26 protein-coding genes, 3 pseudogenes and 1 riboswitch are annotated in these 22,385 nt (G+C 46.2%); of the genes and pseudogenes, 20 read left to right on the forward strand and 9 right to left on the reverse strand.

The features are described from left to right. Positions 1-92: 92 nt before the first annotated feature. A riboswitch (cyclic di-GMP riboswitch) is annotated at positions 93-178 on the forward strand. An 85-nt stretch (positions 179-263) separates the two neighbouring features. The 6 genes and pseudogenes from PT964_RS18430 to PT964_RS18455 all read left to right on the forward strand — a co-directional run. After that, the gene (locus tag PT964_RS18430) at positions 264-977 is read left to right on the forward strand and encodes a response regulator (RefSeq protein WP_274364829.1); all 714 of its coding nucleotides are present in this window, start codon (positions 264-266) and stop codon (positions 975-977) included. Positions 978-1,206: 229 nt separating this feature from the next. Beyond that, positions 1,207-1,764, forward strand: coding sequence for a hypothetical protein (locus tag PT964_RS18435; protein WP_274364830.1), 558 nt, complete (start codon positions 1,207-1,209; stop codon positions 1,762-1,764). 608 nt (positions 1,765-2,372) lie between these two features. Further along, complete coding sequence (locus PT964_RS18440) at positions 2,373-2,507, forward strand: hypothetical protein (protein WP_274364831.1); 135 nt, start codon at positions 2,373-2,375, stop codon at positions 2,505-2,507. Positions 2,508-2,632: 125 nt separating this feature from the next. Then, positions 2,633-2,839 (forward strand): annotated as a pseudogene (locus PT964_RS18445) (arsenic resistance protein); the annotation flags it as partial. Between the two features lie 20 nt (positions 2,840-2,859). Further along, on the forward strand, positions 2,860-3,288 hold the full coding sequence (gene arsC / locus PT964_RS18450) for an arsenate reductase (thioredoxin) (protein WP_274364832.1): 429 nt from the start codon (positions 2,860-2,862) through the stop codon (positions 3,286-3,288). Positions 3,289-3,301: 13 nt separating this feature from the next. Next, positions 3,302-3,445 (forward strand): annotated as a pseudogene (locus PT964_RS18455) (transposase); the annotation flags it as partial. Positions 3,446-3,744: 299 nt separating this feature from the next. Here the strand turns inward: PT964_RS18455 and PT964_RS18460 are convergent. Together PT964_RS18460 and PT964_RS18465 are read right to left on the reverse strand one after the other, a co-directional pair. Next, entirely contained in the window at positions 3,745-5,505 is a 1,761-nt protein-coding gene (locus tag PT964_RS18460) for a SulP family inorganic anion transporter (protein WP_274364833.1), read from the reverse strand. A 172-nt stretch (positions 5,506-5,677) separates the two neighbouring features. After that, a complete protein-coding gene (locus tag PT964_RS18465) occupies positions 5,678-6,007 on the reverse strand; it encodes an ArsR/SmtB family transcription factor (protein ID WP_274364834.1) in 330 nt (109 codons plus the stop codon). Between the two features lie 856 nt (positions 6,008-6,863). On the opposite strand from PT964_RS18465, the gene merR reads away from it, so the two are divergent. The 3 genes from merR (at position 6,864) to merA (ending at position 9,501) form a co-directional block, all read left to right on the forward strand. Continuing rightward, complete coding sequence (gene merR / locus PT964_RS18470) at positions 6,864-7,283, forward strand: Hg(II)-responsive transcriptional regulator (RefSeq protein ID WP_274364835.1); 420 nt, start codon at positions 6,864-6,866, stop codon at positions 7,281-7,283. Beyond that, complete coding sequence (locus PT964_RS18475; RefSeq protein WP_274364836.1) at positions 7,280-7,540, forward strand: hypothetical protein; 261 nt, start codon at positions 7,280-7,282, stop codon at positions 7,538-7,540. Before merR ends, PT964_RS18475 begins: the two co-directional genes overlap by 4 nt. 320 nt (positions 7,541-7,860) lie before the next feature. Beyond that, positions 7,861-9,501, forward strand: a complete 1,641-nt coding sequence (gene merA, locus PT964_RS18480; protein ID WP_274364837.1) for a mercury(II) reductase — start codon at positions 7,861-7,863, stop codon at positions 9,499-9,501. A 335-nt stretch (positions 9,502-9,836) separates the two neighbouring features. Here the strand turns inward: merA and PT964_RS18485 are convergent. After that, positions 9,837-10,031, reverse strand: a pseudogene (locus PT964_RS18485) (response regulator); the annotation flags it as partial. A 167-nt stretch (positions 10,032-10,198) separates the two neighbouring features. Between PT964_RS18485 and PT964_RS18490 the strand changes: the two are divergent. The 4 genes from PT964_RS18490 to PT964_RS18505 all read left to right on the forward strand — a co-directional run bounded on the left by PT964_RS18490 (position 10,199) and on the right by PT964_RS18505 (position 12,049). Then, positions 10,199-10,462, forward strand: coding sequence for a rhodanese-like domain-containing protein (locus PT964_RS18490; RefSeq protein ID WP_274364838.1), 264 nt, complete (start codon positions 10,199-10,201; stop codon positions 10,460-10,462). A 142-nt stretch (positions 10,463-10,604) separates the two neighbouring features. Further along, positions 10,605-10,994, forward strand: a complete 390-nt coding sequence (locus tag PT964_RS18495) for a rhodanese-like domain-containing protein (RefSeq protein ID WP_041049386.1) — start codon at positions 10,605-10,607, stop codon at positions 10,992-10,994. A gap of 79 nt (positions 10,995-11,073) precedes the next feature. Continuing rightward, a complete protein-coding gene (locus PT964_RS18500; RefSeq protein WP_274364839.1) occupies positions 11,074-11,646 on the forward strand; it encodes a class I SAM-dependent methyltransferase in 573 nt (190 codons plus the stop codon). 19 nt (positions 11,647-11,665) lie between these two features. Continuing rightward, on the forward strand, positions 11,666-12,049 hold the full coding sequence (locus tag PT964_RS18505) for a DUF302 domain-containing protein (RefSeq protein ID WP_041049431.1): 384 nt from the start codon (positions 11,666-11,668) through the stop codon (positions 12,047-12,049). 386 nt (positions 12,050-12,435) lie between these two features. Here PT964_RS18505 and PT964_RS18510 read toward each other — a convergent pair whose 3' ends face one another. Further along, positions 12,436-14,100, reverse strand: a complete 1,665-nt coding sequence (locus tag PT964_RS18510; RefSeq protein WP_274364840.1) for an FAD-dependent oxidoreductase — start codon at positions 14,098-14,100, stop codon at positions 12,436-12,438. Beyond that, positions 14,100-14,396: an ArsR/SmtB family transcription factor gene (locus tag PT964_RS18515; protein WP_041049385.1), complete on the reverse strand. Its 297-nt coding sequence runs from the start codon at positions 14,394-14,396 to the stop codon at positions 14,100-14,102. The genes PT964_RS18510 and PT964_RS18515 overlap by 1 nt, the downstream gene beginning before the upstream one ends. Positions 14,397-14,490: 94 nt before the next feature. Here PT964_RS18515 and PT964_RS18520 point away from each other — a divergent pair, with 94 nt between their 5' ends. The 3 genes from PT964_RS18520 to PT964_RS18530 are packed head-to-tail and all read left to right on the forward strand — an operon-like array spanning position 14,491 to position 16,935. Next, on the forward strand, positions 14,491-15,183 hold the full coding sequence (locus PT964_RS18520) for a response regulator transcription factor (protein ID WP_274364841.1): 693 nt from the start codon (positions 14,491-14,493) through the stop codon (positions 15,181-15,183). Then, the gene (locus PT964_RS18525; RefSeq protein ID WP_052487696.1) at positions 15,170-16,255 is read left to right on the forward strand and encodes a sensor histidine kinase; all 1,086 of its coding nucleotides are present in this window, start codon (positions 15,170-15,172) and stop codon (positions 16,253-16,255) included. The genes PT964_RS18520 and PT964_RS18525 overlap by 14 nt, the downstream gene beginning before the upstream one ends. Then, the gene (locus PT964_RS18530) at positions 16,252-16,935 is read left to right on the forward strand and encodes a hypothetical protein (RefSeq protein ID WP_274364842.1); all 684 of its coding nucleotides are present in this window, start codon (positions 16,252-16,254) and stop codon (positions 16,933-16,935) included. The genes PT964_RS18525 and PT964_RS18530 overlap by 4 nt, the downstream gene beginning before the upstream one ends. Before the next feature lie 353 nt (positions 16,936-17,288). Here the strand turns inward: PT964_RS18530 and PT964_RS18535 are convergent, their stop codons facing one another. The 3 genes from PT964_RS18535 to PT964_RS18540 are packed head-to-tail and all read right to left on the reverse strand — an operon-like array spanning position 17,289 to position 18,719. Beyond that, the gene (locus tag PT964_RS18535) at positions 17,289-17,552 is read right to left on the reverse strand and encodes a hypothetical protein (protein WP_156158114.1); all 264 of its coding nucleotides are present in this window, start codon (positions 17,550-17,552) and stop codon (positions 17,289-17,291) included. Beyond that, the gene (locus PT964_RS26585; protein WP_425262766.1) at positions 17,453-17,818 is read right to left on the reverse strand and encodes a 5'-nucleotidase C-terminal domain-containing protein; all 366 of its coding nucleotides are present in this window, start codon (positions 17,816-17,818) and stop codon (positions 17,453-17,455) included. Before PT964_RS26585 ends, PT964_RS18535 begins: the two co-directional genes overlap by 100 nt. Next, on the reverse strand, positions 17,805-18,719 hold the full coding sequence (locus PT964_RS18540) for a bifunctional metallophosphatase/5'-nucleotidase (protein WP_274364843.1): 915 nt from the start codon (positions 18,717-18,719) through the stop codon (positions 17,805-17,807). The genes PT964_RS26585 and PT964_RS18540 overlap by 14 nt, the downstream gene beginning before the upstream one ends. A gap of 165 nt (positions 18,720-18,884) precedes the next feature. On the opposite strand from PT964_RS18540, the gene PT964_RS18545 reads away from it, so the two are divergent. The 3 genes from PT964_RS18545 to PT964_RS18555 are packed head-to-tail and all read left to right on the forward strand — an operon-like array spanning position 18,885 to position 20,837. After that, the gene (locus PT964_RS18545) at positions 18,885-19,598 is read left to right on the forward strand and encodes a cytochrome c biogenesis CcdA family protein (protein WP_231571348.1); all 714 of its coding nucleotides are present in this window, start codon (positions 18,885-18,887) and stop codon (positions 19,596-19,598) included. Positions 19,599-19,616: 18 nt separating this feature from the next. Next, a complete protein-coding gene (locus tag PT964_RS18550; RefSeq protein WP_274364844.1) occupies positions 19,617-20,180 on the forward strand; it encodes a TlpA disulfide reductase family protein in 564 nt (187 codons plus the stop codon). 12 nt (positions 20,181-20,192) lie between these two features. Continuing rightward, positions 20,193-20,837: a thioredoxin domain-containing protein gene (locus PT964_RS18555; protein ID WP_041049380.1), complete on the forward strand. Its 645-nt coding sequence runs from the start codon at positions 20,193-20,195 to the stop codon at positions 20,835-20,837. Here PT964_RS18555 and PT964_RS18560 read toward each other — a convergent pair whose 3' ends face one another. Next, positions 20,838-21,302 carry a CBO0543 family protein gene (locus PT964_RS18560; RefSeq protein ID WP_041049428.1) on the reverse strand — a complete coding sequence of 155 codons (465 nt, stop codon included), beginning with the start codon at positions 21,300-21,302 and terminating at the stop codon, positions 20,838-20,840. Positions 21,303-21,444: 142 nt separating this feature from the next. Here PT964_RS18560 and lgt point away from each other — a divergent pair, with 142 nt between their 5' ends. Then, the gene (lgt, locus tag PT964_RS18565; protein ID WP_274364845.1) at positions 21,445-22,374 is read left to right on the forward strand and encodes a prolipoprotein diacylglyceryl transferase; all 930 of its coding nucleotides are present in this window, start codon (positions 21,445-21,447) and stop codon (positions 22,372-22,374) included. The last annotated feature ends 11 nt before the right edge of the window (positions 22,375-22,385 follow it).

Consider the following 22,385-nt stretch of genomic DNA (forward strand, 5'->3'; position numbering starts at 1 on the left):
TTCGTACCCTGCGAGTTCCAGAGTATGCTTCGAGGTGACGAAAAGGACAACAATGGACATGGGGCATTATAACAAATGACGTACAAGTTCCGACAGGAAAATGGCAAACCAGTTCGAAAGACTGGGACGCAAAGCCACGGGTCTTCTGCATGCGTGCAATGATCGCCGGGTTACCCTCTCTTATGTTGTCAGTTAAAAGGCACGGCCTTTCGAGGGTACGTGTCTTTTCGTTTTTCCAGAACAATCAACGAGGTGATGAAAAGATGGAGGAGCGTGCAAGTTATGCCGTAGAAGTTGATGAAGTCGTTCGTTGGAAAGAAGGCAGGATACAAGTATTGCTGGTGGACAGCGACCCCATTTGGCAACAACGGACGGCGGGGCTGATCAATACAGAGCCGGATATGAATATATTTCATATTGCAACAGATAAGGAATCAGCCATTCGAGCCAGCGCGCAATTGGATTTAGACGTAATGATCCTTGATCTGGTATTAAATTCATCGCAACAGGATGGACTCCATACAATTTCCGAAGTTCTGAAAATTAAAACGATGCCAATCATTATCTTGACCTCCCTCTATGAGCCTGAAATCATTGTGGAAGCTGTGCTAGCCGGGGCGATCAATTATATTACCAAGATCAACTATGCGGATGTCGCAAATGCCGTAAGGGAAGCCTATCGAGGGCAATCTTCTCTTCATGCCGATGTTGCATCCATTATCCGTAATGAAATTGGGCTTGTTAAGCGGAAGGAATTACATCGAATGCTGACGCCCACTGAAAAAGAGATCTTGCAGTTGATCGGTTGGGGCTATAGACAGCCGATGATTAGAGAGTTGCTAGGCGTCACAGCTAATACCATGAAGTCGCACGTTCGTAATATCAATCGAAAATTCAACGTTTGTTCCGTTCATGAAGCAGCGGAAAAAGCGAAACGAAGAGGCTTGTACGATCGGCAAAATCGGATCACGTGCTAGCGATTCACACTCGATTCGAGGCATTTTGCGTTTATTCGACAATTTTAGAAATGATAGCGTGATGAAAAAATCACCCTCCATATTTAATCACTTTATAGGTAAAATGATAGGTGCAGATGGATATTCTTAGGAGAATTTTACCGGAGGTGAGAGTCGTAAAAGAGTAGCGAAGGTTGTGAAAATAGTACCTTGTCAACTTCTGCGAAATAGAAAAGAAGGGTAGATGACGATGGAAATGGAGAGTGAACAATGTACAACGAGGTCGATTGACCGTCCAAACTGGCGGAAAACTATAAGAAAGCATGCGCAGCAAGGAGGGAGTTGTGATGTCGCCGACATAGTCCCCATTCCCTACGAGAAAGTTGAATCATGGCTGAAGTCCTATAAGGACTGGAAAGCAAGATTGAAGTATGTTCAATCCGAAATCACTTACATTCCGGAATTGACACGCACCCTGCATATGGTTGCGGCTCATAGTAGAGGCAGAAAGCTGGAAACGGTATTGCAAACGCTCATTCGACGCATACAAATCACTGAACATGAAATCCCATTGTTGCTGTCCAGAATCGGTTTAATCGACTACGCTCTCTCGGCTCTCAACCCGGAAGAAAGCAAGTTTGTCCGGTTGAGATATATGGATAATCTGGCGCTTTCAGACGCCATGAGCCGTCTGGCACTGTCCCGTCGCGCATTTTTCTATCATCGGAAGCGGATCTTACACAAAATCTATATGAAAATCAAAGATCGGGCAGTTTTGTTGGATTTGGAGTCGTCTCAAGCAGATTGAATGAATTCAGAAGATGCATTGTGCATAGATTTGCCTCAGTTATGCAAATTTAAGGATTGGAGCGCCAGAATTGTATCGAACATGCACCAAATGCTGCACCGGATTTGCCCTTTTTTTGCACGAAGTATGCACACGATATGCACGTATTTCGTGCTATGATGATAACGTGGACAGACAGTGCAGCAGTAGCAACAAGAAAACTCTGTGGTCACTCTTTATCAAGCGTCGTTTCTTTCCCTGCTACCCAGCGGAAAGGATTACGGCGCTATTTTATTTTGTCAATGCAGGCGTTGGCTAAATCCCGAACGCCAAGAAGCTGAACCAAGCATAGGGCAGCGCCAAACATCATAGCCCGCATAGTTTCTCGCACGGTGTTGCCAGGTGAGAAAGAGGGTGAAGGTGATGTATCCCTATTGCTCATAACTGCAAACGGCGAATTAATTGGCAAGATTATATTCAAATTTTACAATCAGGCCTGGTCGCAATCGAGCGTTGGCGCGCTCTGCGGCGAGGTCTTTTTTGTTGTGCTTCCTGCTTGCCGGGGAGTGTTGGCAGTCGCTCTCCCCCTCTGTTTTGGTTTGCCAACAAACCAAAATGGAGGGATTTGAATGAAAAAGATAAATTTGCGGGATTTGTATTCTTTTTTTAAGACGGATGTATGGGTAGATGTAGATGAAGAAGTTGCCCATGAAATCCGCCGTTTCGAAGGAATCGCGATCCTCACGACATCGAAAGGCAATTGAATGATCATTTCACCTTTCCTCATTTCGTTTTTCATGGGCAAAAAAGCCGGAGCTGACTCGCTTTCACGGCAGCAACTTTATGAAGCTATGTACCTGTTGCCGGAGAAATCCGCCAGAAGGATTTCTATCCAGTGACTTCTACACTGGCATTTACCGCGTCGGGGAATAACTTCGAGCTGGCGATTGCCGTTGCCGTCGGGGTGTTTGGGATTCATTCCGGCGCGGCATTTGCGGCCGTGATCGGCCCTCTAGTTGAAGTCCCCGTGATGATTGCCTTAGTCAACGTCGCTCTCCGCTTTCAACAGAAGTATTTTTCAAAGAAAGCAGCCTAACATAAACAGGAGGATTTCCCATGTCAGAGAACAAAAAACTCGTCTATTTTCTTTGTACAGGAAACTCATGCCGCAGCCAAATGGCGGATGGCTGGTTGAAGGCGCTTGGTAATGATCGCTACGAAGTTAAAAGCGCCGGGTTGGAGGCACATGGGCTGAATCCGCGCGCCGTTCAGGTGATGAAGGAAGCCGGCGTCGATATTAGCAGCCATACATCGGATGTCATCGATCCGGAGATTTTGAATCGAGCTGACTATGTAATAACGTTATGTGGACATGCAGACGAGCATTGTCCGGTGATTTCGAATAAAAACGTCGTGAAATGGCATTGGGGTTTCGATGATCCTGCCAAGGCGACCGGTACCGAGGAAGAAATCATGAGCCATTTTCGAGCGGTTCGGGATGCGATTAAGTCGCGTATCGAAAAGTTTCTTGCTGAAGGACGGTAAATTTGAACGGGTTGTTTTTATGGACGCGATTCATTACAAAGTTAAGCAAGACGGCGCCATTGTGAACAAGGCCGCCTACATGGTCATCGGCATCGATTTGGACGGCAATAAGGACGTGCTCGGCATGTGGATCGGGGAAAACGAGTCCTCGAAATTTAGCTGTTCATGAGTTCCGGTATCGAATAAGTTAATAACGCTCATTATCTGGTTGTTAAATATTTTTTGGTCGTGAAAAGCAGATTACATAAAAGAGGATCCTGCAATATACAACGCGAGTCGTAAACGCGATTGATGCTCATTGATACCTTTTGGTCCTTCACAAAGCAACTCCAAAATCTGCAATTGCAGAGGATGAGCCATGATCTTAATAATATTTACTTTGTATTGCTGAAGTGCAAGTTGCATAGCCATTCACCTCACTTCATTTCGTCTTTGGGGCGATTTGAATGAGAATAGCTATGTCCTTGCTGGATCTGGCTTTAAACAAGATGTCATTTCTTTTTGGGATTCCTTGTTTGATAACGCCGCGCATTCACGGAAAGCAAAATGTTTACATCCCAGACATTTATTCAAATCCAGCTGCAATAGCGCGTGGTTAAGCGCCTCACCTGTGTGTCCAAAAAAATGTTCAGACCCAATTAGCGTATACAACCCAGTTCTCTTCAATACCTCCAACGGCTGGGATTGAATTCCGGATACAAGAATGATCCCGCCAAATTTCTCGAAGTGTTTCACCAGGCTGGCTAGATTCGATTCACCCGTCGTATCCATAAAGGGCACTTTTCCCATGCGTAGAAGTAACACTTTCGGCCTTTGGTGAATCGTATCCATAATGGATTTTTCAAACATATTTGCGACGCCGAAAAAGAGAGGGCCTTCGATAGTATATATTCCAATTTGTGGGCAATCGTGGCCTTCGGTTACCATATGGGCTTTCACTTTTTCATGTTTAGCTGCTGGGTCAGGCAATACCTTGGAAACCAGTAAGCTGTCACTCATTCGTTTCACAAATAAAATTACGGCTAAAATTAATCCGAATTCAACGGCAGTCGTTAAATTTGTAAAGACGGTAAGCAAAAAGGTAATGAGAAGGACAACGGAATCGCTCGTTTTTGTTTTTAAGACATGAGCGAATTCTTTTCGTTCACTCATGTTCCAAGCAACCAGCATTAGAATCGGTGCCATACTTGCAAGTGGGATCTCCGATGCATAAGGTGCAAACAAAATGAGCACCAGCAGTACAACGATGCCATGTATAATACCCGACAAAGGTGAGACCGCACCGTTTTTGATATTGGTTGCTGTTCGTGCAATGGCTCCTGTCGCTGGTATGCCTCCAAAAAGAGGGGCTACCATATTGGCGATGCCTTGTCCAATCAGTTCCCGATTGCTGTTATGACGACTGCCAGTCATGCCGTCGGCAACAACCGCCGATAATAAAGATTCGATGCCACCCAACATGGCAATAATAAAGGCGGGACGAATCAAATTTTCAATGCGATCCCAGGTTAGATCAGGGAAATGAAAATGGGGTAGAGTGCTTGGAATAGCTCCAAATGACGATCCAATCGTTGCAACTTCCCCTTTAAAGAATACGGTCGCCACTATAGTGGATACGATAAGCCCTACCAAGGAACCAGGGACTTTCGGTAAAAATTTCGGCGTTATGAGGATGACAGCCAAGCAAACCACCGCTGTGATAACACAGTAGAGGTTCGAAGTTGTGAGATGCATCACAATTTCCGTCATATTTGGCAGAAAATTCTCATGTTTCTCGATACCGCTCAAACCTAAAAAATTGGCAATCTGTCCGCTGAAGATTATGACGGCAATTCCGGCAGTAAATCCGATGGTTACAGGGCGAGGAATAAACTTTATCAAAGCACCAAGTTTAAATAGCCCCATGAGAACAAGAATAATTCCTGCAAAAAATCCTGCAAGCAATAAATTTTCGTATCCATATTCCATGACGATAGCGAAAAGGATCGGAATAAATGCACCGGTCGGCCCGCCAATTTGAAATTTAGAACCCCCGAACAAGGAAATACAGATACCGGCAACGATAGTTGTATAAATGCCATATTCCGGTTTTACACCAGCTGCAATAGCAAACGCCATCCCTAATGGAATGGCGATAATGCCAACAATAAGACCTGAAATGAGATCCTTACGGAGAGCTGCTGCATGGTATCCCTCAAAACGTCCCTTCCATTTCATCTGAGTTACCTTCTCTTCTTCAAATATTTGATTATTTGAATATATGTGAAATGTTACTCCTGTCATCGAACAATGTCAATCGTGAAAATCCAACATCCCTCAGCATGTTTTCGGTTGAATAACGAAAAAACAAGGTGATCCCTGTGGTTACACGAATTCCCTTGTTTTTCGTTTATGATTCATTTCGAATGACCTCAAGTAATGAAATGGCATCAACGAGATGATTATCGAAGATCTGCTTTGTGACAGCGAGCAGGTCTTTAATCAGTGGATCACGTAACGAATAAATGACAGAAGTGCCATCTTTTAAGCTTGTCACCACATTTTTATTTCGTAATACCGCCAACTGCTGAGAAACGGCTGAACCTTCTGAGCCCAAAATACTCTGTATTTCATTTACATTTTTATCTCCTTCACTCAGAACCTCCAGGATTCGAATCCGCATGGGATGCGCCAGCGCCTTAAAAAAATCGGCTTTAAACTGTTGGATATTTTGATTCACGGCTAACGCCTCCTTAATCGTTATACTTTTGAATATATGAATATCATAACACAACTTTACCCAAAAACATTCTGAAAAGAAGGGCATACCGGCGCATGGATTGTGATTGGGTTGCCTATACAATACACTTTATATTCAAATACCAAATTATTAGATTAAAATAACATAAGGAGTGGATACGAATGCCGGACTTTACGAGTAATGACTCATCACATCAAGAGTCGTCATCCTCTCATGAATTGACTACACCTTTCATGCAGGAAAGCAGACAAACCGCGGCTTCACCCGAGGCGAGCAAAATTGTGCGACTAAAACAATTGCATTGTCCAAAACGGAAGGGAATTATTCCGTTGGGTGATGCGAACCAATCCAATTTGATTCATTCTTTGAAAGAATCTCTGATTTGTGTTCGATGGTAGGTGATGAAGCGACTCGCCCAATGTTTGGGCGTACAGCTCTGCCGGTGCCTCGACATACTTTGTCATGTATGGAATGACTGCTTTGGGCACTTCGAATTTATAGAAGGGGAATCCCAGAACAACATACCCAACCGAGTCTCCCCGAATTATGGCCGACTTGCTGCATTTCGTTAGGAAGAATCGTAAAATGCTTAATTAACTCTTCCAGTCCCCAATTTCGCTTCACTTGATCCCCTCCGAGTAAAGTTCCTTAATTGGTCAGAATCGGAACAATTGATATTAAATTCAGTTTTATTCCCTATCAATAATAGGCAATAATCTGGTAAAACACATGGAAGGTCTAATGCCAAAAATAATTTCGGAACTTTAAGGAAATAAATAAAATGTCTTGACTATGTATCATGGTACAGGGTTTACACTTATGAGGGAGGTGAACCATGAGCTATCGTTCTGGAGACATATCCAAATTATGCAATGTGAATAAAGAAACGCTTAGATACTACGAACGAAAAGGTCTGATTGCTGAACCAGTAAGGTCAGATGCAGGCTATAGGCTTTATCCGGAAGATACAGTAACACGAATAATGTTCATTAAACGTATACAAGAGCTTGGTTTTTCGTTATCCGAAATTGATAAATTGCTTGGTGTCGTTGATAAAGACGATGTGAGATGTGCAGATATGCACGATTTTGTTGTTCAAAAACTCGAAGATGTTCGGTTAAAAATCAGAGACCTTGAGCGAATCGAATGTATGCTAAAAGATTTAAAAGACCGCTGTCCGGATGAAAAGGCCTTACATGAATGCCCCATCATTGAAGCGTTAATCGACCATGAGGACAAGGAGGAACTTCAGTGAAAGAAAATGCAATAAAATTCGGATGGGGTGATTTAGCACTGTTTGCCTGTCCTTGTCATATCGTTTTGATTCTTCCCCTGCTTGCTGGCACAACGCTTGGTGCGTATTTTGCTGCTCATCAAACAACCGTTTGCTTGATTTTGGGGATCATATTTGTGATTTCCATTTTGATGATTTTCAAAAAAGCGAATAAACAAGGAAAAAACGATGCAGCACATGATTGCTGCTCGGTTCCAGGGAGAAAACGAGGTGAATGATTTGAGAGAAAAACTAACGAGTTGGGGAGCAGTATTATCCGCTTTTTTGATGTCCAGCTGCTGCCTAGACCCTTAATTCTCATTCCTCTTGGATTATCCGGTTTGGCAGGCACACTCGCGATCTTTTCGATCAAATACCAGCTATTTTTAAAAATCATAACGTTATTATTTCTTGGAGTTTTAATTTATTTGGTGTATAGACAAAACGCAGAAGCAAAAGTACGGTACCTATGGACGACGACCATTTTAGTTCTAGGTGCATTTCTTTTTGGAGAATTGGTTGAAAATGGACTAATATAAGAAAGGGTGTATTGTAAAAAATGAAAAAATACCGCATCCATGTTCGGGGTATGACGTGCAGAGGCTGTGAAAAGCATGTTGCAACTGCACTTAAAAACATTGGAGCTGTCAATATTAAAGCAAGTTTTCGCCGCAATGAAGCCACGTTTGAATTGCCGGATGATGTTAAAATCGAAACCGCCAAAAAAGCGATCAACGAGGCAAAATATCAATCCGGAGATACACAAATAATCGAATCTCACGAAGCGCCGGTTCTCGTTGATGAAGCCGACTATGATTTTCTCATCATCGGTTCCGGCGGTGCAGCATTTGCCGCCGCAATACAAGCGGTGGAACATAGTGCAAAAGTTGCCATCATCGAACGGGGAACGGTGGGCGGCACCTGCGTAAACATTGGCTGCGTGCCATCGAAAACGCTGCTTCGTGCCGGTGAAATCAATCATGTAGCTAAAAGCAACCCTTTTTTGGGGCTTGCCACATCTGCCGCTGCTGTGGATTTAGCGAAGCTGGTTGATCAAAAAAATGAATTGGTAGCTAACATGCGTGAACAAAAGTACGAACATTTAATAGGTGAGTACGGATTTGAACTCATTCGCGGCGAAGCGAAATTCATTGATGAGAAAACCATCGCGGTGGGGGGACGAGAGCTTACTGCAAAACGGTTTTTAATCGCGACAGGTGCTTCTCCTTCGATTCCGGATATTCCAGGATTAAAAGATGTAGAATACTTAACAAGCACGTCCCTGCTTGAGCTTAAACAATTGCCTAAAAGCCTTGCCGTCGTTGGCTCCGGATATATTGCACTGGAATTGGGTCAGCTGTTTCACAATTTAGGCTCTGAAGTTATGCTGCTTCAAAGAAGTCCTCGCATCTTAAAAGAATATGATCCTGAAATTTCCGAAGTGGTGACGAAGGCAATAACCGAGCAAGGAATAAATCTTATTACCGGTGTCACGTACGATCGAATCAAAGCAAATGGGGATTTGAAACAAATTCATATTACCGTAAATGGCGAAAAGAAAGTCATCGAAGCCGAGCAACTGCTCATTGCAACCGGCAGAAAACCAAATACCGGAGCTTTGAATCTCTCTGCCGCAAGCGTCAATACGGGTGTCAAAGGCGAAATCGTCGTCGATGATTTTTTAAAAACCTCAAACCCAAGAATTTATGCCGCAGGCGATGTAACGATGGGACCGCAGTTTGTGTATGTGGCAGCATATGAAGGGCGGATCGCGGCGGATAATGCCGTAGGCGGGTTAGAGAAGAAAATAAATCTTGAAGCTGTTCCAGGTGTTACCTTCACGTCTCCTTCCGTTGCTACCGTAGGACTTACGGAAGAGCAAGCTAAGGCAAAGGGCTATGAGGTGAAAACCTCTGTTTTGTCTTTGGATTCGGTGCCTAGAGCACTTGTCAATCGCGAAACAACCGGCGTATTTAAATTAGTAGCGGATTCTAAGTCGTTAAAAGTGCTCGGTGTTCATATTGTCGCTGAAAATGCCGGAGATGTGATTTATGCTGCGACACTTGCAGTCAAATTCGGCTTATCGGTCGAGGATCTACGCGATAGCCTAGCACCATATCTAACTATGGCTGAAGGATTAAAATTAGCAGCACTCACATTCGACAAAGACGTATCTAAATTATCCTGTTGTGCTGGATGATATAAATGATGTGTGGTGAAGCCACCCGTAGATCGTAATGGTATCTGGTTCAACTAGTTGATAATGAAATTCAGTCAACACTAAACTTTAGTGTAATTGACCGGGTTTTTATTTGCTATATACGCCCAAAAATTACTTTTAAATACATCTACATTGCGGTTCATGTCAGCTTCGTTGGTACTAACCCAAGAAGTCCCGAAGCCCGCTCTGTTTGTTCGTATGGATGTGTTTGCTGTCCAGCACAGGATGTCGTTCATTGAGTCTATTTGTTCCGAAGAAAAAGCTGGTTTTAGATCATTTCACTTATTCCTGCCTCTTAAAATCTGTCGTGGTAATTACTGAACGCTGTTATGGCGATAATATAAGGTTTTTTTTCGGTTCGCACAATTAAGTAAAATGTATTTTGTGGCTTGAATGCCGTCCATTTCCGGCATTCGGATGTCCATGAAAATAATGTCGAAATCCTTCTCAAGCGCGGCATCTACAGCTTGAAGACCGGTCACCACGATTTTTGCCATACAGCCGAACTGCTTTAATTGTGACTTTTATAAAGGCCCTATCACATTTCCCGGATAATAATGGCCAGCATATACTCGCGAAATCCCTATTGCAACGGCTAAAGCCAACATAATGTAGCCCCACCATCCGGACCAGCGTTTACGAATAAGTACCGTTAATGCAAGTGCGAATGCCCCCGATGTATGATCANGGAACGTTGGCGATCGTGTTTGCTCTGGTCGTTCTTGTTCTGGCTTCATGGGGACTCCGCCGAATTTGGCCGGCCAAAGGGCTGAATTGGGTGGATTCCCAATCATGGAAAGAAGCCATCGACCGGAATTCTGAAATGAAACTGTTGGACGTTCGCGATGCCATGGACTATGAAGCATGCCACGTGAATGGCTCCATTAACATATCTTTAGGCCGTCTTCCGGTGCTTTGGAAGAAGGAGTTGTCGCCGTAGGATTCCGTTCTCATCATCGCGGATGGCGATTACGAGCGAAGATCCGCCGCGCGAATCCTCAGACGACGCGGCTTCCGGAAGTTATATACCGGAGAAGGCAAAGGATGCGCATAAAAGCCAAGGCGAAAGGAGGCCTTTTTAGTTGAACAGCGACCTTTGGGTCAATATCATTCTCGTCGTTCTGGTACTCGTATTCTTTTATTTCCGATTCGGTCCGACGAAAGGGCTAAAGACGCTTAGTGCGGCAAATTTCAAACAAGAGCTTGAGGGGTCCAAGCAAACGGTTCTTATTGACGTTCGCGAACCGGGAGAGTTCAAGGGAGGACATATCCAAGGGGCGAAGAATATCCCTTTGTCCCAGTTGAATCGCCGGCTTGGCGAAATCCCCAAGGATCGGGATCTGTTGCTCTATTGCCGAAGCGGCATGAGAAGCAAAAGTGCAGCGCGGATTCTGATGAAGAACGGTTTTACCCGGCTGGCTCACTTGCGCGGTGGTATCAGTGCTTGGACAGGCCCGGTGTCGAAGCGATAAACGGGAGGGTTAATCCTTAATCGTATGGGTAATCATAATCTGGAGAGTACGGATGGAACTGCCAAGGAGGAGAGACCCTATGCATGATCGAAGGTTCAATCCGGAACATATGGCGGAATTGGAGAGTCCTGAACGCAAAGCAGCCAATCCTCCGGAGCCGCTGCTTGATAAACTCGATGTACGTGATCCTTTTTCGCTTCTGGACTTGGGGGCCGGCACCGGTTATTTTACGCTTCCGGCGGCGGAGCGAACGAGCGGTATCGTATTCGCACTCGATATCGAACCGCGAATGCTGGATGTCATCCGCGGCAAGGCGGAAGCGCGTCAACTGCACAATATTCAGACCCTGCAAGGACAATTGGAAAACATTCCGCTGGAAATGGAATCCGTTGATCGGGTGCTCGCATCCCTCGTGCTCCATGAAGCAGAAACCGTCGATCAGGCCGTTGCAGAAATGCATCGTGTCCTGAAATCCGGCGGTATTTGTCTATGTCTGGAATGGGAGAAGAAAGAGACGCCACAGGGGCCGCCTGTCCATCATCGCATCAGCGCGGATGAATTGAAACACTCCTTAGAGCAGCACGGATTTTCGATAATCGAGGCCGTAAGGCCGACGGATGCCCAATATGCCGTGATTGCTCGTAAAAAGTGAAAAGGGAGAGGTTTATGTGATGTTCCATTACACGGTTGAAACGGAAAAGACACCGGAACAAGCTATGGAGAAACTGTCGGAAACCCTGAAGGAAGAAAAGTTCGGCGTGCTTTGGCAGTTGGATATGAAGGCTAAACTTCAGGAGAAGGGTGTGGATTTCAACCAAACTTTTCACATCCTGGAGGTTTGCAACCCCGTCGAAGCCAATCGAGTGCTATCGGAAAATTCGTTAGTCGGCTATTTCCTTCCTTGCAAGATTGCGGTGTATGAGGAGAAAGGGAAAACGCGGATCGGCCTTCCGAAACCTACGGCCCTGATCGGCCTCGTGGAAAACGACAACCTCATGGCGATTGCAACGGATATCGAGAAACGACTCATTGCTTGCGTCGATAAAAGCAAATAATACGTCAATATGCAGAAAGAACCCTGTCATGCAGCACTAGTTTTGCATTAAACCTAACACAGAAAAAATGTATATCAATAATTCCTAAATCAGGAATATATTGATGAATTTTATCTAGACAGCCAACAAAAAAACTCCTAATGTTGGGAGTGTGTGTGTTCAGGCACGTTACCCAACAAAGGAGTATCTGTAAAAATCATTGGTAAAATCCTCAATAAAATCAGTTGAAAATTCCCCAATTATGCCTAAAACTCTCCTCTTGGAGGAGAGGAAAAATATGATCAAGAATGGGGAGTTTTATGTGATTCACGAAATGAAAAAACGAGGCATGAACATCTCACAAATTGCAAATGAGCTGGTCATGCAGGGTTCTTTCTGCATCAGTCTCACTTTTTACTCCGTGCTGAGGGGCGGAAGGAAGCGATCTCGAAGGATTTATATCCGCCAGTCAGATTAGCTGCGTTATACCCATGCTGTCTTAAGATTCGAGTGGCCACGTTGCCGCGATAACCGACTTGGCAATAGACCATGAGCGGCTTGGCGGGATTCAATTCGTTCAGTCGGCCTCTCAGCTCATCGACGGGAATATAAACTGCTCCGGGAATATGTCCGGCGTCGAATTCTGTCCGCGACCTCACGTCTAGAAGAACCATTGCTTCCGTGTCACGCAAATGAACGTCCTCCAGGCTTACGATGGGCGACAAGCCGCTCAGCGCGTTCTCGGCCACGTATCCCAGCATGTTGACGGGATCTTTCGCGGAGGAATAGGGCGGCGCATAGGACAATTCCAGTTCGGTCAGGTCGTACACCGAGCCCTTCAGGCGCATGACGGTCGCGATCACATCAAACCGCTTATCCACGCCCTCTCTGCCGTAAGCCTGTGCTCCGAGAATCTTTCCTTCAGCATTGAATAACAGCTTGAGTGTGATGGACGAAGCTCCGGGATAATAACCGGCATGCGAGTTCGGGTGTACTACGGCGGTTTGGAAAGGGACGCCGTTCATTTTCAATATTCGTTCATTGTTCCCTGTGCCTGCCGCTGTGAGGCCGAAGATCTTCAGGATGCTGGTGCCTTGCGATCCTTTATACGTGCTCGGCAATCCGCAGATGTGATCGGCGGCGATGCGTCCCTGTTTATTCGCCGGTCCGGCAAGGGGAATAGTGGTTTGGCGTCCGCTGACGAAATCCGTGACTTCAATCGCATCGCCTACGGCATAAATGTCCTTGCAGTTCGTCTGCAAATGCTCATTCACGAGGATATGTCCTCTGGGCCCGAGTTTGATGCCCGACTCCCTGAGGAATCTGGTTTCCGGCGTAACACCGATCGCGAGAATGACCAAATCTGCTTCTTGAGAGCCTCCGCTCTTCAGTTGAACGCGTAAACCTTCACCCGCTTCCGTGAATGCGGTGACGGAATCGCCCAAAATGAGGCGAACGCCGTGCTTCTGCATTTCTTCCTCGGCAATCGTCACCATATCCGCGTCGAATGGAGAAAGGATATGCGGTGCCGCTTCAACCAGCGTAACGGAGAGTCCCCGTTCCGTGAGCACTTCCGCCATTTCCACGCCGATGAAGCCGCCGCCGACAACCGTGACGTTCCGAATGCCATCCTGATCCACGATCTGCTTCAATCTGTCCGTGTCCGGAATGTTGCGAAGCGACACGATCCTGGGATGGTCGATTCCTTCGATCTTCGGTCGGATCGGTCTCGCTCCAGGCGCAAGGATCAAATAATCGAAGCTTTCTTCGTATTCTTCCTTGCCATTGCGGCGTACAAGAACAATTTTCCTTTCGGGATCGACTTTGATAACCTCGCTGTTCACCCGGACATCGATGTTAAACCGCGACTTCATCATTTCCGGAGTCTGAACGAGTAATTTGGAACGCTCTTGGATGCTTCCGCCGATATAGTAGGGGAGTCCGCAGTTGGCGTACGAAATGTAGGCATCTTTTTCGAACATCACGATCTCGGCCTGCTCATCCAGTCTTCTCAGTCTGACGGCTGCGGAGGCGCCGCCGGCTACTCCTCCGATGATCACGATTTTTTTCATTATTCGATAACCTCCTGTGCCTTGTGTTCTTGCTGCAATAGTTCCAATAATCGTGCGGCTTGCGGATCTTTCAGCCGATAATTGACCTCAAGTCCAACCCGCGTACCCGTAATCACGCCGGCGGCGCGCAGCTTTTGAAGATGCATGGACAAGGTGGATTGCTGAAGCTTCAAGCATTCCTGCATATCCGTCACATTGCAGCTTCCTTTGTCCATCAGCCCCTGAATGATGCAAAGGCGAACCGGATGTGCTAAAGCTTTGAGCCACTCTGCTTGTCTCAAATAAAAATCTTCCAAAAGGTTTCGCCTCCTTTCCTTGATTATGTATCATTGTATCATGATATAGTGAAATATACTGTGATATTTATCACGCGAACAGAAGGGAACGGCTATGGACAACAAAGGGAAGATCGTCCTGATCATCGAGGATGACGAAAAAATCCGAAAGCTAATTGGCATCTATTTGCAAAAGGAAGGCTATCAAGTGATGGAGGCGTCGGACGGGGAAGAAGGCCGTGAGCTTTTTGAAAAATATGATCCATGTTTCGTGATCATGGATTTGATGCTTCCGAAAATTTCAGGAGAGCAGCTGTGCCGGATCATCCGCAGCGAGCTGAAGAGCGATGTTCCCATGATTATGTTGACAGCCAAAGCAGCGGAAGAAGATCGAATCCGTGGACTGGAAATGGGGGCCGACGATTACGTCACCAAACCGTTCAGTCCCCAGGAGCTTGTCGTAAGGATGGAAACCGTATTAAGACGCACGGCTCACCGATGCGGCAAGATCAGTTATCGCGGAGTTACGGTGAAACCCCTGCGAGGAGAGGCCAAATACCGCGGAGAACTCGTCCCTCTAACTTTGCACGAATTTCGCCTGCTTCATTATTTCATGCGCCACCCGAATCAGATCGTCACAAGGGAACAAATATTAAATGAGTTGTATCCGAACGATGTCAAACTCGTCGTAGATCGAACGGTTGACGTTCACGTCAGTAAACTCAGGGAGAAACTTGATAGGCTTGGAGCTGAAAAGGATACGATTGAGACCATCCGGGGAATGGGGTATCGCTTTGCGGCTTATTAAAAGCAATCTGATCTTCAAGATGTCCGTCATTAATGCGATTATCGTAGGAATTGTAGTTTTGCTCGCGGGATTCACGGTAAAAGAATATGCCTGTTCGCTGGTGAATCGGTATGACATGGCCCCCTTAAGCGGTTTTCGGGCTTCCCTGCAGGGTTTCTTGTACCGGTCGAGCATCCTGGCTTTGATCGCAGCGACAATCCTCCATTACTTACTCACGAGACGGGCGTTCAGACCGCTGAGGAGATTGGCGACCGCCGCGAGGCAAATGTCGGACGGCACCTACCCACCTGATCTTCCACAAGCCTCGGATGATGAAATCGGAAAGCTGACCGCCGATTTTAACCGGTTGATCCGTGCGCTGAAACAAAATGAAGAGACCAAAAAACAGATGGTCGCCGATCTTTCACACGATTTACGAACGCCGATCAGCAATTTAACAGGTTATCTGGAAGCGCTGCGAAACGGCGTCATTCAAGGGGATAAGGAGCTTTATGATTCATTGTACGAAGAAGCTGTTCATTTGAAGAATTTGACCGAGCAGCTTCATCAATTAAACGTATGGGAAGCGAACAGCGACCGCTGGTCTATGGGTAAGGCCGAGGTCGAGATGTCCGGTTTTTTGGCCGCGGTTAAAAATACTTATGGGTGGGAAGCCGGCCGGAATAAGATTGAAATCATGCTCCGAGCGGAAACGGCGTCCATCCTGGTGAATCCTAAAGGCCTCAAGCAAATTTTCGATAATTTGATGCAAAACGCGATACAGTATAACACAAGCAGCTGGATCCGATTCTCTGGAGAGGCCCGTAACGGGATGTATATCGTGGAAATAACCAATGAAGGACCATTATTGCCGGATGAGAAGGAGTCGTATTTATTTGAGCGTTTCTACAGGGCGGACGAATCGCGTATGCGAATGGGAGGTTCGGGACTCGGGCTGGCGATCGTGAAGGAAATCGTTAGCCAATCCGGAGGGGAAACGGGACTTCGCAGAGAAGGTCGGAACTATACCTTCTGGGTTGCACTACCGTTATCGCAGAACGAAATCCAAGGAGAAAGGAGCACGCGATCATGAATTCCATTGCGATAGGTCCCATTGTCATTACCTATTCGCTCATGTATACCGCACTTTCCGTGTTGGCCGGTTATCTCGCGGTTAGGCTGCAGCTGCGCAATACCCCTCAAAAGGATCGGAAAGCCGTTCTGGATTCCCTGATTACCGCGTTTTCCGTCGGGCTGCTGGTCTGGAAGTTCAGTCCGGCAATATTCGACTTTTCGATCATTCGGGAGCATGTTTCGTCTTTGCTTTATTTCAATGGAGGGACTCGCGGTTCGTATTTGGCCGGCCTAGTTGTATGCGTCATCTTGGCGGTGCAGAGCCGCAAGCTCAGGAAACCTATTTTTTATTTTCCAGAACTCCTCCTCTTAGGGTATCTTGCGGGAACGGCGGTACATGGAGTATTGTGGTTTTTCCGCGAACAGGGCGGTGTGCCGGCGTTAGGAACGACAATATTGGCTGTAATGATTTTGATCCTTCATATCCGTCAGCAACCCCGGCAGATTGGCGCACCGTATCCGCTATTCGTCACGCTGCTGTGGCTAAGCCTTGGGCGTGCGCTGATTGCTTTTGTTGGGCCGGAAGGGGATTCGGCTTGGTTTGTATTCTCCGTCGGACAAACATTTTGGTTGAGCATGGCATTGCTTTCTTTCATGGTCAAAGTGTTATTGGAAAAAAAGCAGACGAAGAGCGCATGAGCCGTGGAATCGGTGTAAGATAAGGCCAAGACGACTCTAAACGGGAGGGGTTCGTATGATGTTGCCCGCAACCGCAGAACGTGTCGAGACTCATACCGATGACGCGGTCAATCAGAGGATTCAACAGAGGACGGAACAGAGAAGTGGTTCCTGCTTTCAGGCGTCGTCGGAGGTTTTCTGCTTCAGCATGCGCTCCAGGGATGGTGCCCGCCGCTTCCGGTGATTCGAAGACTAGGCGTCAGAACCGCGTCTGAAATCCAAGAAGAAAAGCAAGCTTTATTACACGTATTGCATAACAGAAATTGAATATTTACGAAAAACGGGAGCTGCCCCATCAGGCAAGCTCCCGTCTTTTAAATACAATGAATATAGGAGGATTCGTTAACGATCAGACCTTCCGGGTGTTCGGCGAATTGAGCACGAATGGCACCGAACGCATCCGTATCGAGAACGCGTCTTCCTTCCGTATACTTCTTCAATACCAGCTCGCCTGCTCCGGCTACTTTGTAGCGTTTGCTCAACTTAAGCGGACTTCCTCCGATTTCGATGTGTTGAATTCTTTCCCCCACCGGGTTGTAGGGCTTGAACGCCATGGAAAGGTTAGAGGATCGCAGCAAATACCCGCCCTTTTGATCGAATGGATCGGCCGCGAAAACTTGCTATAGATTGGTTTCCAGCGCCTTAGGATGTCCATTCCTTCCATTTCCAAGGTGAATAGCCTGGGGTTGGTCGGAATGATGTTATATAAATCCCTCAATGTGACTTGTCCGGGTAAGACAGGCGCTCCATATCTCCAACCGTGTGAAAAAGCGATAACAGCTCCCGTCGCAAGAATATAGGAATCGGTGATGATTCGATCCATCGGAGCCTTATTGAGCATCATACGATGAAGCGGCGTCGCCAATTGGCGCCACAACTTCCATCATTTCGCTACGATACGGGGAGAGATGGGCGTCTATAAGCGTCTGCATGTTCGGATCGAGGGGATAGTCTGCTTCCAATAAGGTCACGAGACGATGTTGGAACCGGGCAATGCGTCCAAACTCCAACTCTATATCTAATCTGCCGATGAATGATCCGCTGGCGCCGGATTTCACGATGAGAGTCCCATTGGTGCGAATCGGCCTCTTGATTCTGTCGTGGCTGTGCCCGCTCAGCAGAATATCGATGCCGGAAACCAGGCCGGCTAATTTGACATCAAGCGGCAGTCCCATGTGGCTGAGAACGATGATGAGATCCGCCTTTTCCTCCGACCTTAGTCTCGGAATCCATTTCGATAATTCCTCAACGCCATGTGTAAAATTGAAGTTTCCCGCAAAAGAAGGAGGCATCGTCTCTTCCAAATGAGGGTAAGCCAATCCGATCAAACCCACGCGGCAACCGGGATACTCTTTGATGGCGTACGCGGCGAAAGGAGTTTTTTTTCCGTGGACGTTGCAGGCGAGAAGGGGAAATTGAAGAGAGCCAGCCAGTTTCCTCAATTGGTCTGGTCCGTAAGCGAAATCCCAATTTCCCGGCACCATGGCATCCAAGCGCAAGTGGTTGAGAATATCAATCATGATCTCGCCCTGCGACTTCACAAGGGGACCGGTTCCATGGAACACGTCTCCGCCATCTACGTAAAGCACATGATCGGTATCCTCGCGAACTTGCTGCACATATCCGGAAATTCGGGCATAACCGCCGGCGGTTCGATAAATGGGACGGCCTGCATGCCAGAAAAACTCGGGATGAGGCTCCAAGCAACCATGTGTATCGTTCTGTTGTAAAATCGTCAGTTTCATTTTTATGAGCACCCTCCAATTCAAACCTGCCTAACCACAGCTTAGTTATTGCGTAGTGTGGCCCGTTTTCAAATTTTTTAAAAAAGAAATCGGGCAAAAGAAACGAACTTTAACGAATCTAAACAATCGATCCGTAAGATGTTACCGAGAAAGGAGGGAATGTGATTGGAACAAGTATCGATTGTCGTCGCTTTCACGGCGGGAATGCTTTCGTTTTTGTCGCCGTGCGTATTTCCGCTTGTTCCCGCTTTCGTGTCCCATATCGCGGACGCGATGATTGAGGGAGGAAAGGTCGCCGCCAATCGCAGAATACTGATCATGCGCTCCGTCGGTTTCATCCTGGGATTCAGTGTCATTTTCGTGGCGATGGGGGCCACCGCCAGCGTGATCGGGCAATACGTGGCGATGCAGAGGGATTGGATTGAAAAGATTGGCGGCCTGCTGATCGTAATTTTCGGACTTCAAATGACCGGCTTATTGAAACTGAAGTTTCTGATGGGTTCGGTCAAATGGGGAAGCGGAGATAAAAGAAAAGGGTGGATAGGCTCTTTCTTGCTCGGGCTGGCATTCGGCTCTGGATGGTCGCCGTGCGTCGGACTTGCTCTTTCTTCGATTCTGATTCTGGCGGGCTCATCGGATACGCTGCTGCAGGGCATGGGGTTATTGTCCGTCTATTCCTTGGGGCTTGGCATCCCATTTCTGATGATCTCATTGGTGCTTACTTATTCGCTTAAGATCGTCAAACGGGTTAATCGTATGCAGCCCGCCCTTAGCATGGTGAACGGCGTGCTGATGATCGTGCTCGGATTGCTGCTCTATACCGGCCAGTTGCAAAAGTTGAGCGCGCTGCTTGCCCGTTATTCATTCTCGCCGTACTAATACCTGGGAGGAACAAAAATGAAATCACGTAATCTCATTATCGGAATATTTTTGATCGGACTCATTGCATGGGGCGTCTTTGATAACGTGAAGAAACAAGGTGACAATCCGGACAAACAAACGCAGGAAAACCCTACCGTGAACGCCAAAGCCGGGATCAATGCAGGGGATCTAGCCGTCGATTTCAAATTGACATCTTTCGACGGCAAAGAGATTTCTTTGTCCGACTATCGGGGAAAGAAGGTTCTGGTGAATTTCTGGGCAAGCTGGTGCCCTCCTTGCCGAGCAGAAATGCCGCATATGGAGAAGTTCTATAAGGAGTTTCAGGACAAGGACGTTGTCGTGTTGGGTGTTAATCTGACTTTTACCGAAAAGTCGCCGAAGAACGCCACGGATTTCATTGATGAATACAAGCTCACATTCCCTATGGTGAAAGACAGCGCCGGGGAAGTCAGCGACGAATATGTCGTTATTTCTTATCCTACGTCGTTGTTTATCGACACACAGGGAATCATTCGCCATAAATTCCAGGGAGCCATCACATACAGCATCATGAAGGACTCCATAGCAGATATGAATTAAGGAGTTGGAATAATGAAACAACCAATCCGGATCCTCTTGTTTACGCTTAGCGCATGCCCGATCGGCAGGTCGATGGGGACAGTGTTGCGAGAGGTCATGCAATACTTGCCCGAAGTCGAGCTGAACACCGCATTCGTTGACGTACAGATTAATTTGACGAACGAATATCGCATCAAGAAAAATCCCACGACGGTTTTTCTCGATGCGCAGAACAATGAAATGGGAAGAATTGAAGGGTTTTTAGAAACGGAAAAAGTACTTGAATACGTCCAGGAGCTCGAACGGCATCCAGCCCCAAAAACCGTCTGTTATGAAGAAAACACCGCCATCAAGGAGACCTATACGATATATCTGTTGCGAGAAGGTCGTTTACAATCCGTACAAATCCAATATGAAAATCTTACTTCCGTAAAAGCTCCTCGCATTACGGCGATCAAGTTGCTTTTGAGCGCGAAAGTATATGGCTATACGAATCCTTTTCCTGAGTCATGCGAACTTGAACTCGTGAACTTCAACGGACCGGTTGGCCGAGTTGTTATAACAATGAAGAGAGCAGAGGAAGCAGGAAGCGATATTAGTCTTATGCAGTCTTCATTGATTCATACCCTTCGGGGATTTGGCGTTGATGATATCGTTCTAGAACTGCATTACAATTAGTTACGGTTTTGTATACCTACGAATGATACCGATGGAAGCACGAACGAATAAGAATGTCGTCGTCATAAACAGGAAAGTATGGTAAAGCGTCCACCACTTATGGTATTCAATTAATTGCGTATTTTTTTCAGCCCAATACTCAAGAATGGAAACTGGAAGACTGTATAAGAAAGCTTGTCCAATAATACCAAGCAGCTTGGACTTATAAGTTGTTTGATTATAAAAAACGCAAAGAATCGGGAAAACAAATAGGTCGAAGAGAATGCCAATGCTGAACACTTGGGGCAGCAGACGAACAGGATAGGATAATACGTGATAAGCGACAAGGAAAGAATCAATAAATCCGGATATATATCCTTTAAGAAAATAAATGATAAGCCAATCTTTGATCGGCTGCTTTCTCAGCCAGATAAAAACGGAACCTGCGCACAACACAAGGAAAGTATATTGAATAATGTCCTCCAAGAGGTACACCTGCCTTGCTATTTGCAAAGATTCGTTCACCTTAGCATGGCAAATTTATCGAATAGGTATGCGTTGGCATTTTGAAAAAAAACTGATGTTTGGTATCCATGATCATGCAGTTACAAAGGAGGCCTTTTAATCCATGATCAACCCAATTGCCTTATCTATAGGGTCTCTTCAAATACACTGGTATGGTGTGATAATTGGTTTTGGAGCCTTGATTGGCTTGATCTTGGCAATTCGTGAAGGAAAAAGATTCGGAATTCCACAAGATTTTTTCTTTGATCTTCTCTTGATAGGATTGCCTTCCGCCTTGGTCGGTGCCCGACTTTACTATGTAGCTTTTGAATGGGAACAATACAAAAACGATCCCGTAGAAATAATAAAAATATGGCACGGGGGAATCGCGATATATGGTGCGCTTATTGGCGCCATAATAGCAGCTGTAATATTCACGCGCAGGAAGGGATACAGCTTCCTACGCATTGCTGACATCTGTGCTCCAGGTCTTATTGTTGGGCAGATGATGGGGCGGTGGGGGAACTTTGTCAATCAGGAAGTCCACGGAGGATCTGTATCCAAAGACTTCTTAAAAAAGACAATTCATCTGCCGGATTTTATCGTAAATCAGATGAACATTAACGGAATATATTATCACCCTACATTCCTGTACGAATCCATTTGGAGTCTATTAGGACTAGCCATGTTACTGTTCCTCAGAAGACGTCCGTTTCTACGTGTAGGGGAACTGTTTATGAGCTATTTTATTTGGTATTCGGTGGGCCGGTTTTACATAGAAGGTGTTCGAACGGATAGTTTGGTTTTCGCTGGACCGAACTGGTTGGCTTCATTCTTGAAAGCTCTATGGTCTCCAATGTCGAGTTTTGGATGGGGAGCAATGGAGGCAGGCAAAAACATTCGTATTTCGCAATTGTTATCGGTTATAATTACCCTTGCCGCTGTCGCGATTATAATCATTCGCAGAAGGAAACATATCGGAGGGCATTATAAGGATTCAATCGTTAAAAATACATTAGAAAAAACAACAAAGACTATGGAAAGCGGAATATGACATTCACGAAA

The sequence above is a fragment of the Paenibacillus thermotolerans genome, from assembly GCF_028745515.1.
In the GTDB taxonomy this organism is placed as follows: Bacteria; Bacillota; Bacilli; order Paenibacillales; family YIM-B00363; genus Paenibacillus_AE; species Paenibacillus_AE thermotolerans.

Bases quoted from the DNA above. Each gene is read 5' to 3' on its own strand.
- PT964_RS18530 (WP_274364842.1), top strand. From the start codon at position 16,252: ATGAATTCCATTGCGATAGGTCCCATTGTCATTACCTATTCGCTCATG.
- PT964_RS18460 (WP_274364833.1), bottom strand. From the start codon at position 5,505: ATGAAATGGAAGGGACGTTTTGAGGGATACCATGCAGCAGCTCTCCGT.
- PT964_RS18555 (WP_041049380.1), top strand. From the start codon at position 20,193: ATGAAACAACCAATCCGGATCCTCTTGTTTACGCTTAGCGCATGCCCG.
- merR (WP_274364835.1), top strand. From the start codon at position 6,864: ATGAGCTATCGTTCTGGAGACATATCCAAATTATGCAATGTGAATAAA.
- PT964_RS18540 (WP_274364843.1), bottom strand. From the start codon at position 18,719: ATGAAACTGACGATTTTACAACAGAACGATACACATGGTTGCTTGGAG.
- PT964_RS18505 (WP_041049431.1), top strand. From the start codon at position 11,666: ATGTTCCATTACACGGTTGAAACGGAAAAGACACCGGAACAAGCTATG.
- PT964_RS18430 (WP_274364829.1), top strand. From the start codon at position 264: ATGGAGGAGCGTGCAAGTTATGCCGTAGAAGTTGATGAAGTCGTTCGT.
- PT964_RS18520 (WP_274364841.1), top strand. From the start codon at position 14,491: ATGGACAACAAAGGGAAGATCGTCCTGATCATCGAGGATGACGAAAAA.
- PT964_RS18510 (WP_274364840.1), bottom strand. From the start codon at position 14,100: ATGAAAAAAATCGTGATCATCGGAGGAGTAGCCGGCGGCGCCTCCGCA.
- PT964_RS18435 (WP_274364830.1), top strand. From the start codon at position 1,207: ATGGAAATGGAGAGTGAACAATGTACAACGAGGTCGATTGACCGTCCA.
- PT964_RS26585 (WP_425262766.1), bottom strand. From the start codon at position 17,818: ATGATGCTCAATAAGGCTCCGATGGATCGAATCATCACCGATTCCTAT.
- PT964_RS18500 (WP_274364839.1), top strand. From the start codon at position 11,074: ATGCATGATCGAAGGTTCAATCCGGAACATATGGCGGAATTGGAGAGT.
- arsC (WP_274364832.1), top strand. From the start codon at position 2,860: ATGTCAGAGAACAAAAAACTCGTCTATTTTCTTTGTACAGGAAACTCA.
- PT964_RS18440 (WP_274364831.1), top strand. From the start codon at position 2,373: ATGAAAAAGATAAATTTGCGGGATTTGTATTCTTTTTTTAAGACGGAT.
- merA (WP_274364837.1), top strand. From the start codon at position 7,861: ATGAAAAAATACCGCATCCATGTTCGGGGTATGACGTGCAGAGGCTGT.
- PT964_RS18550 (WP_274364844.1), top strand. From the start codon at position 19,617: ATGAAATCACGTAATCTCATTATCGGAATATTTTTGATCGGACTCATT.
- lgt (WP_274364845.1), top strand. From the start codon at position 21,445: ATGATCAACCCAATTGCCTTATCTATAGGGTCTCTTCAAATACACTGG.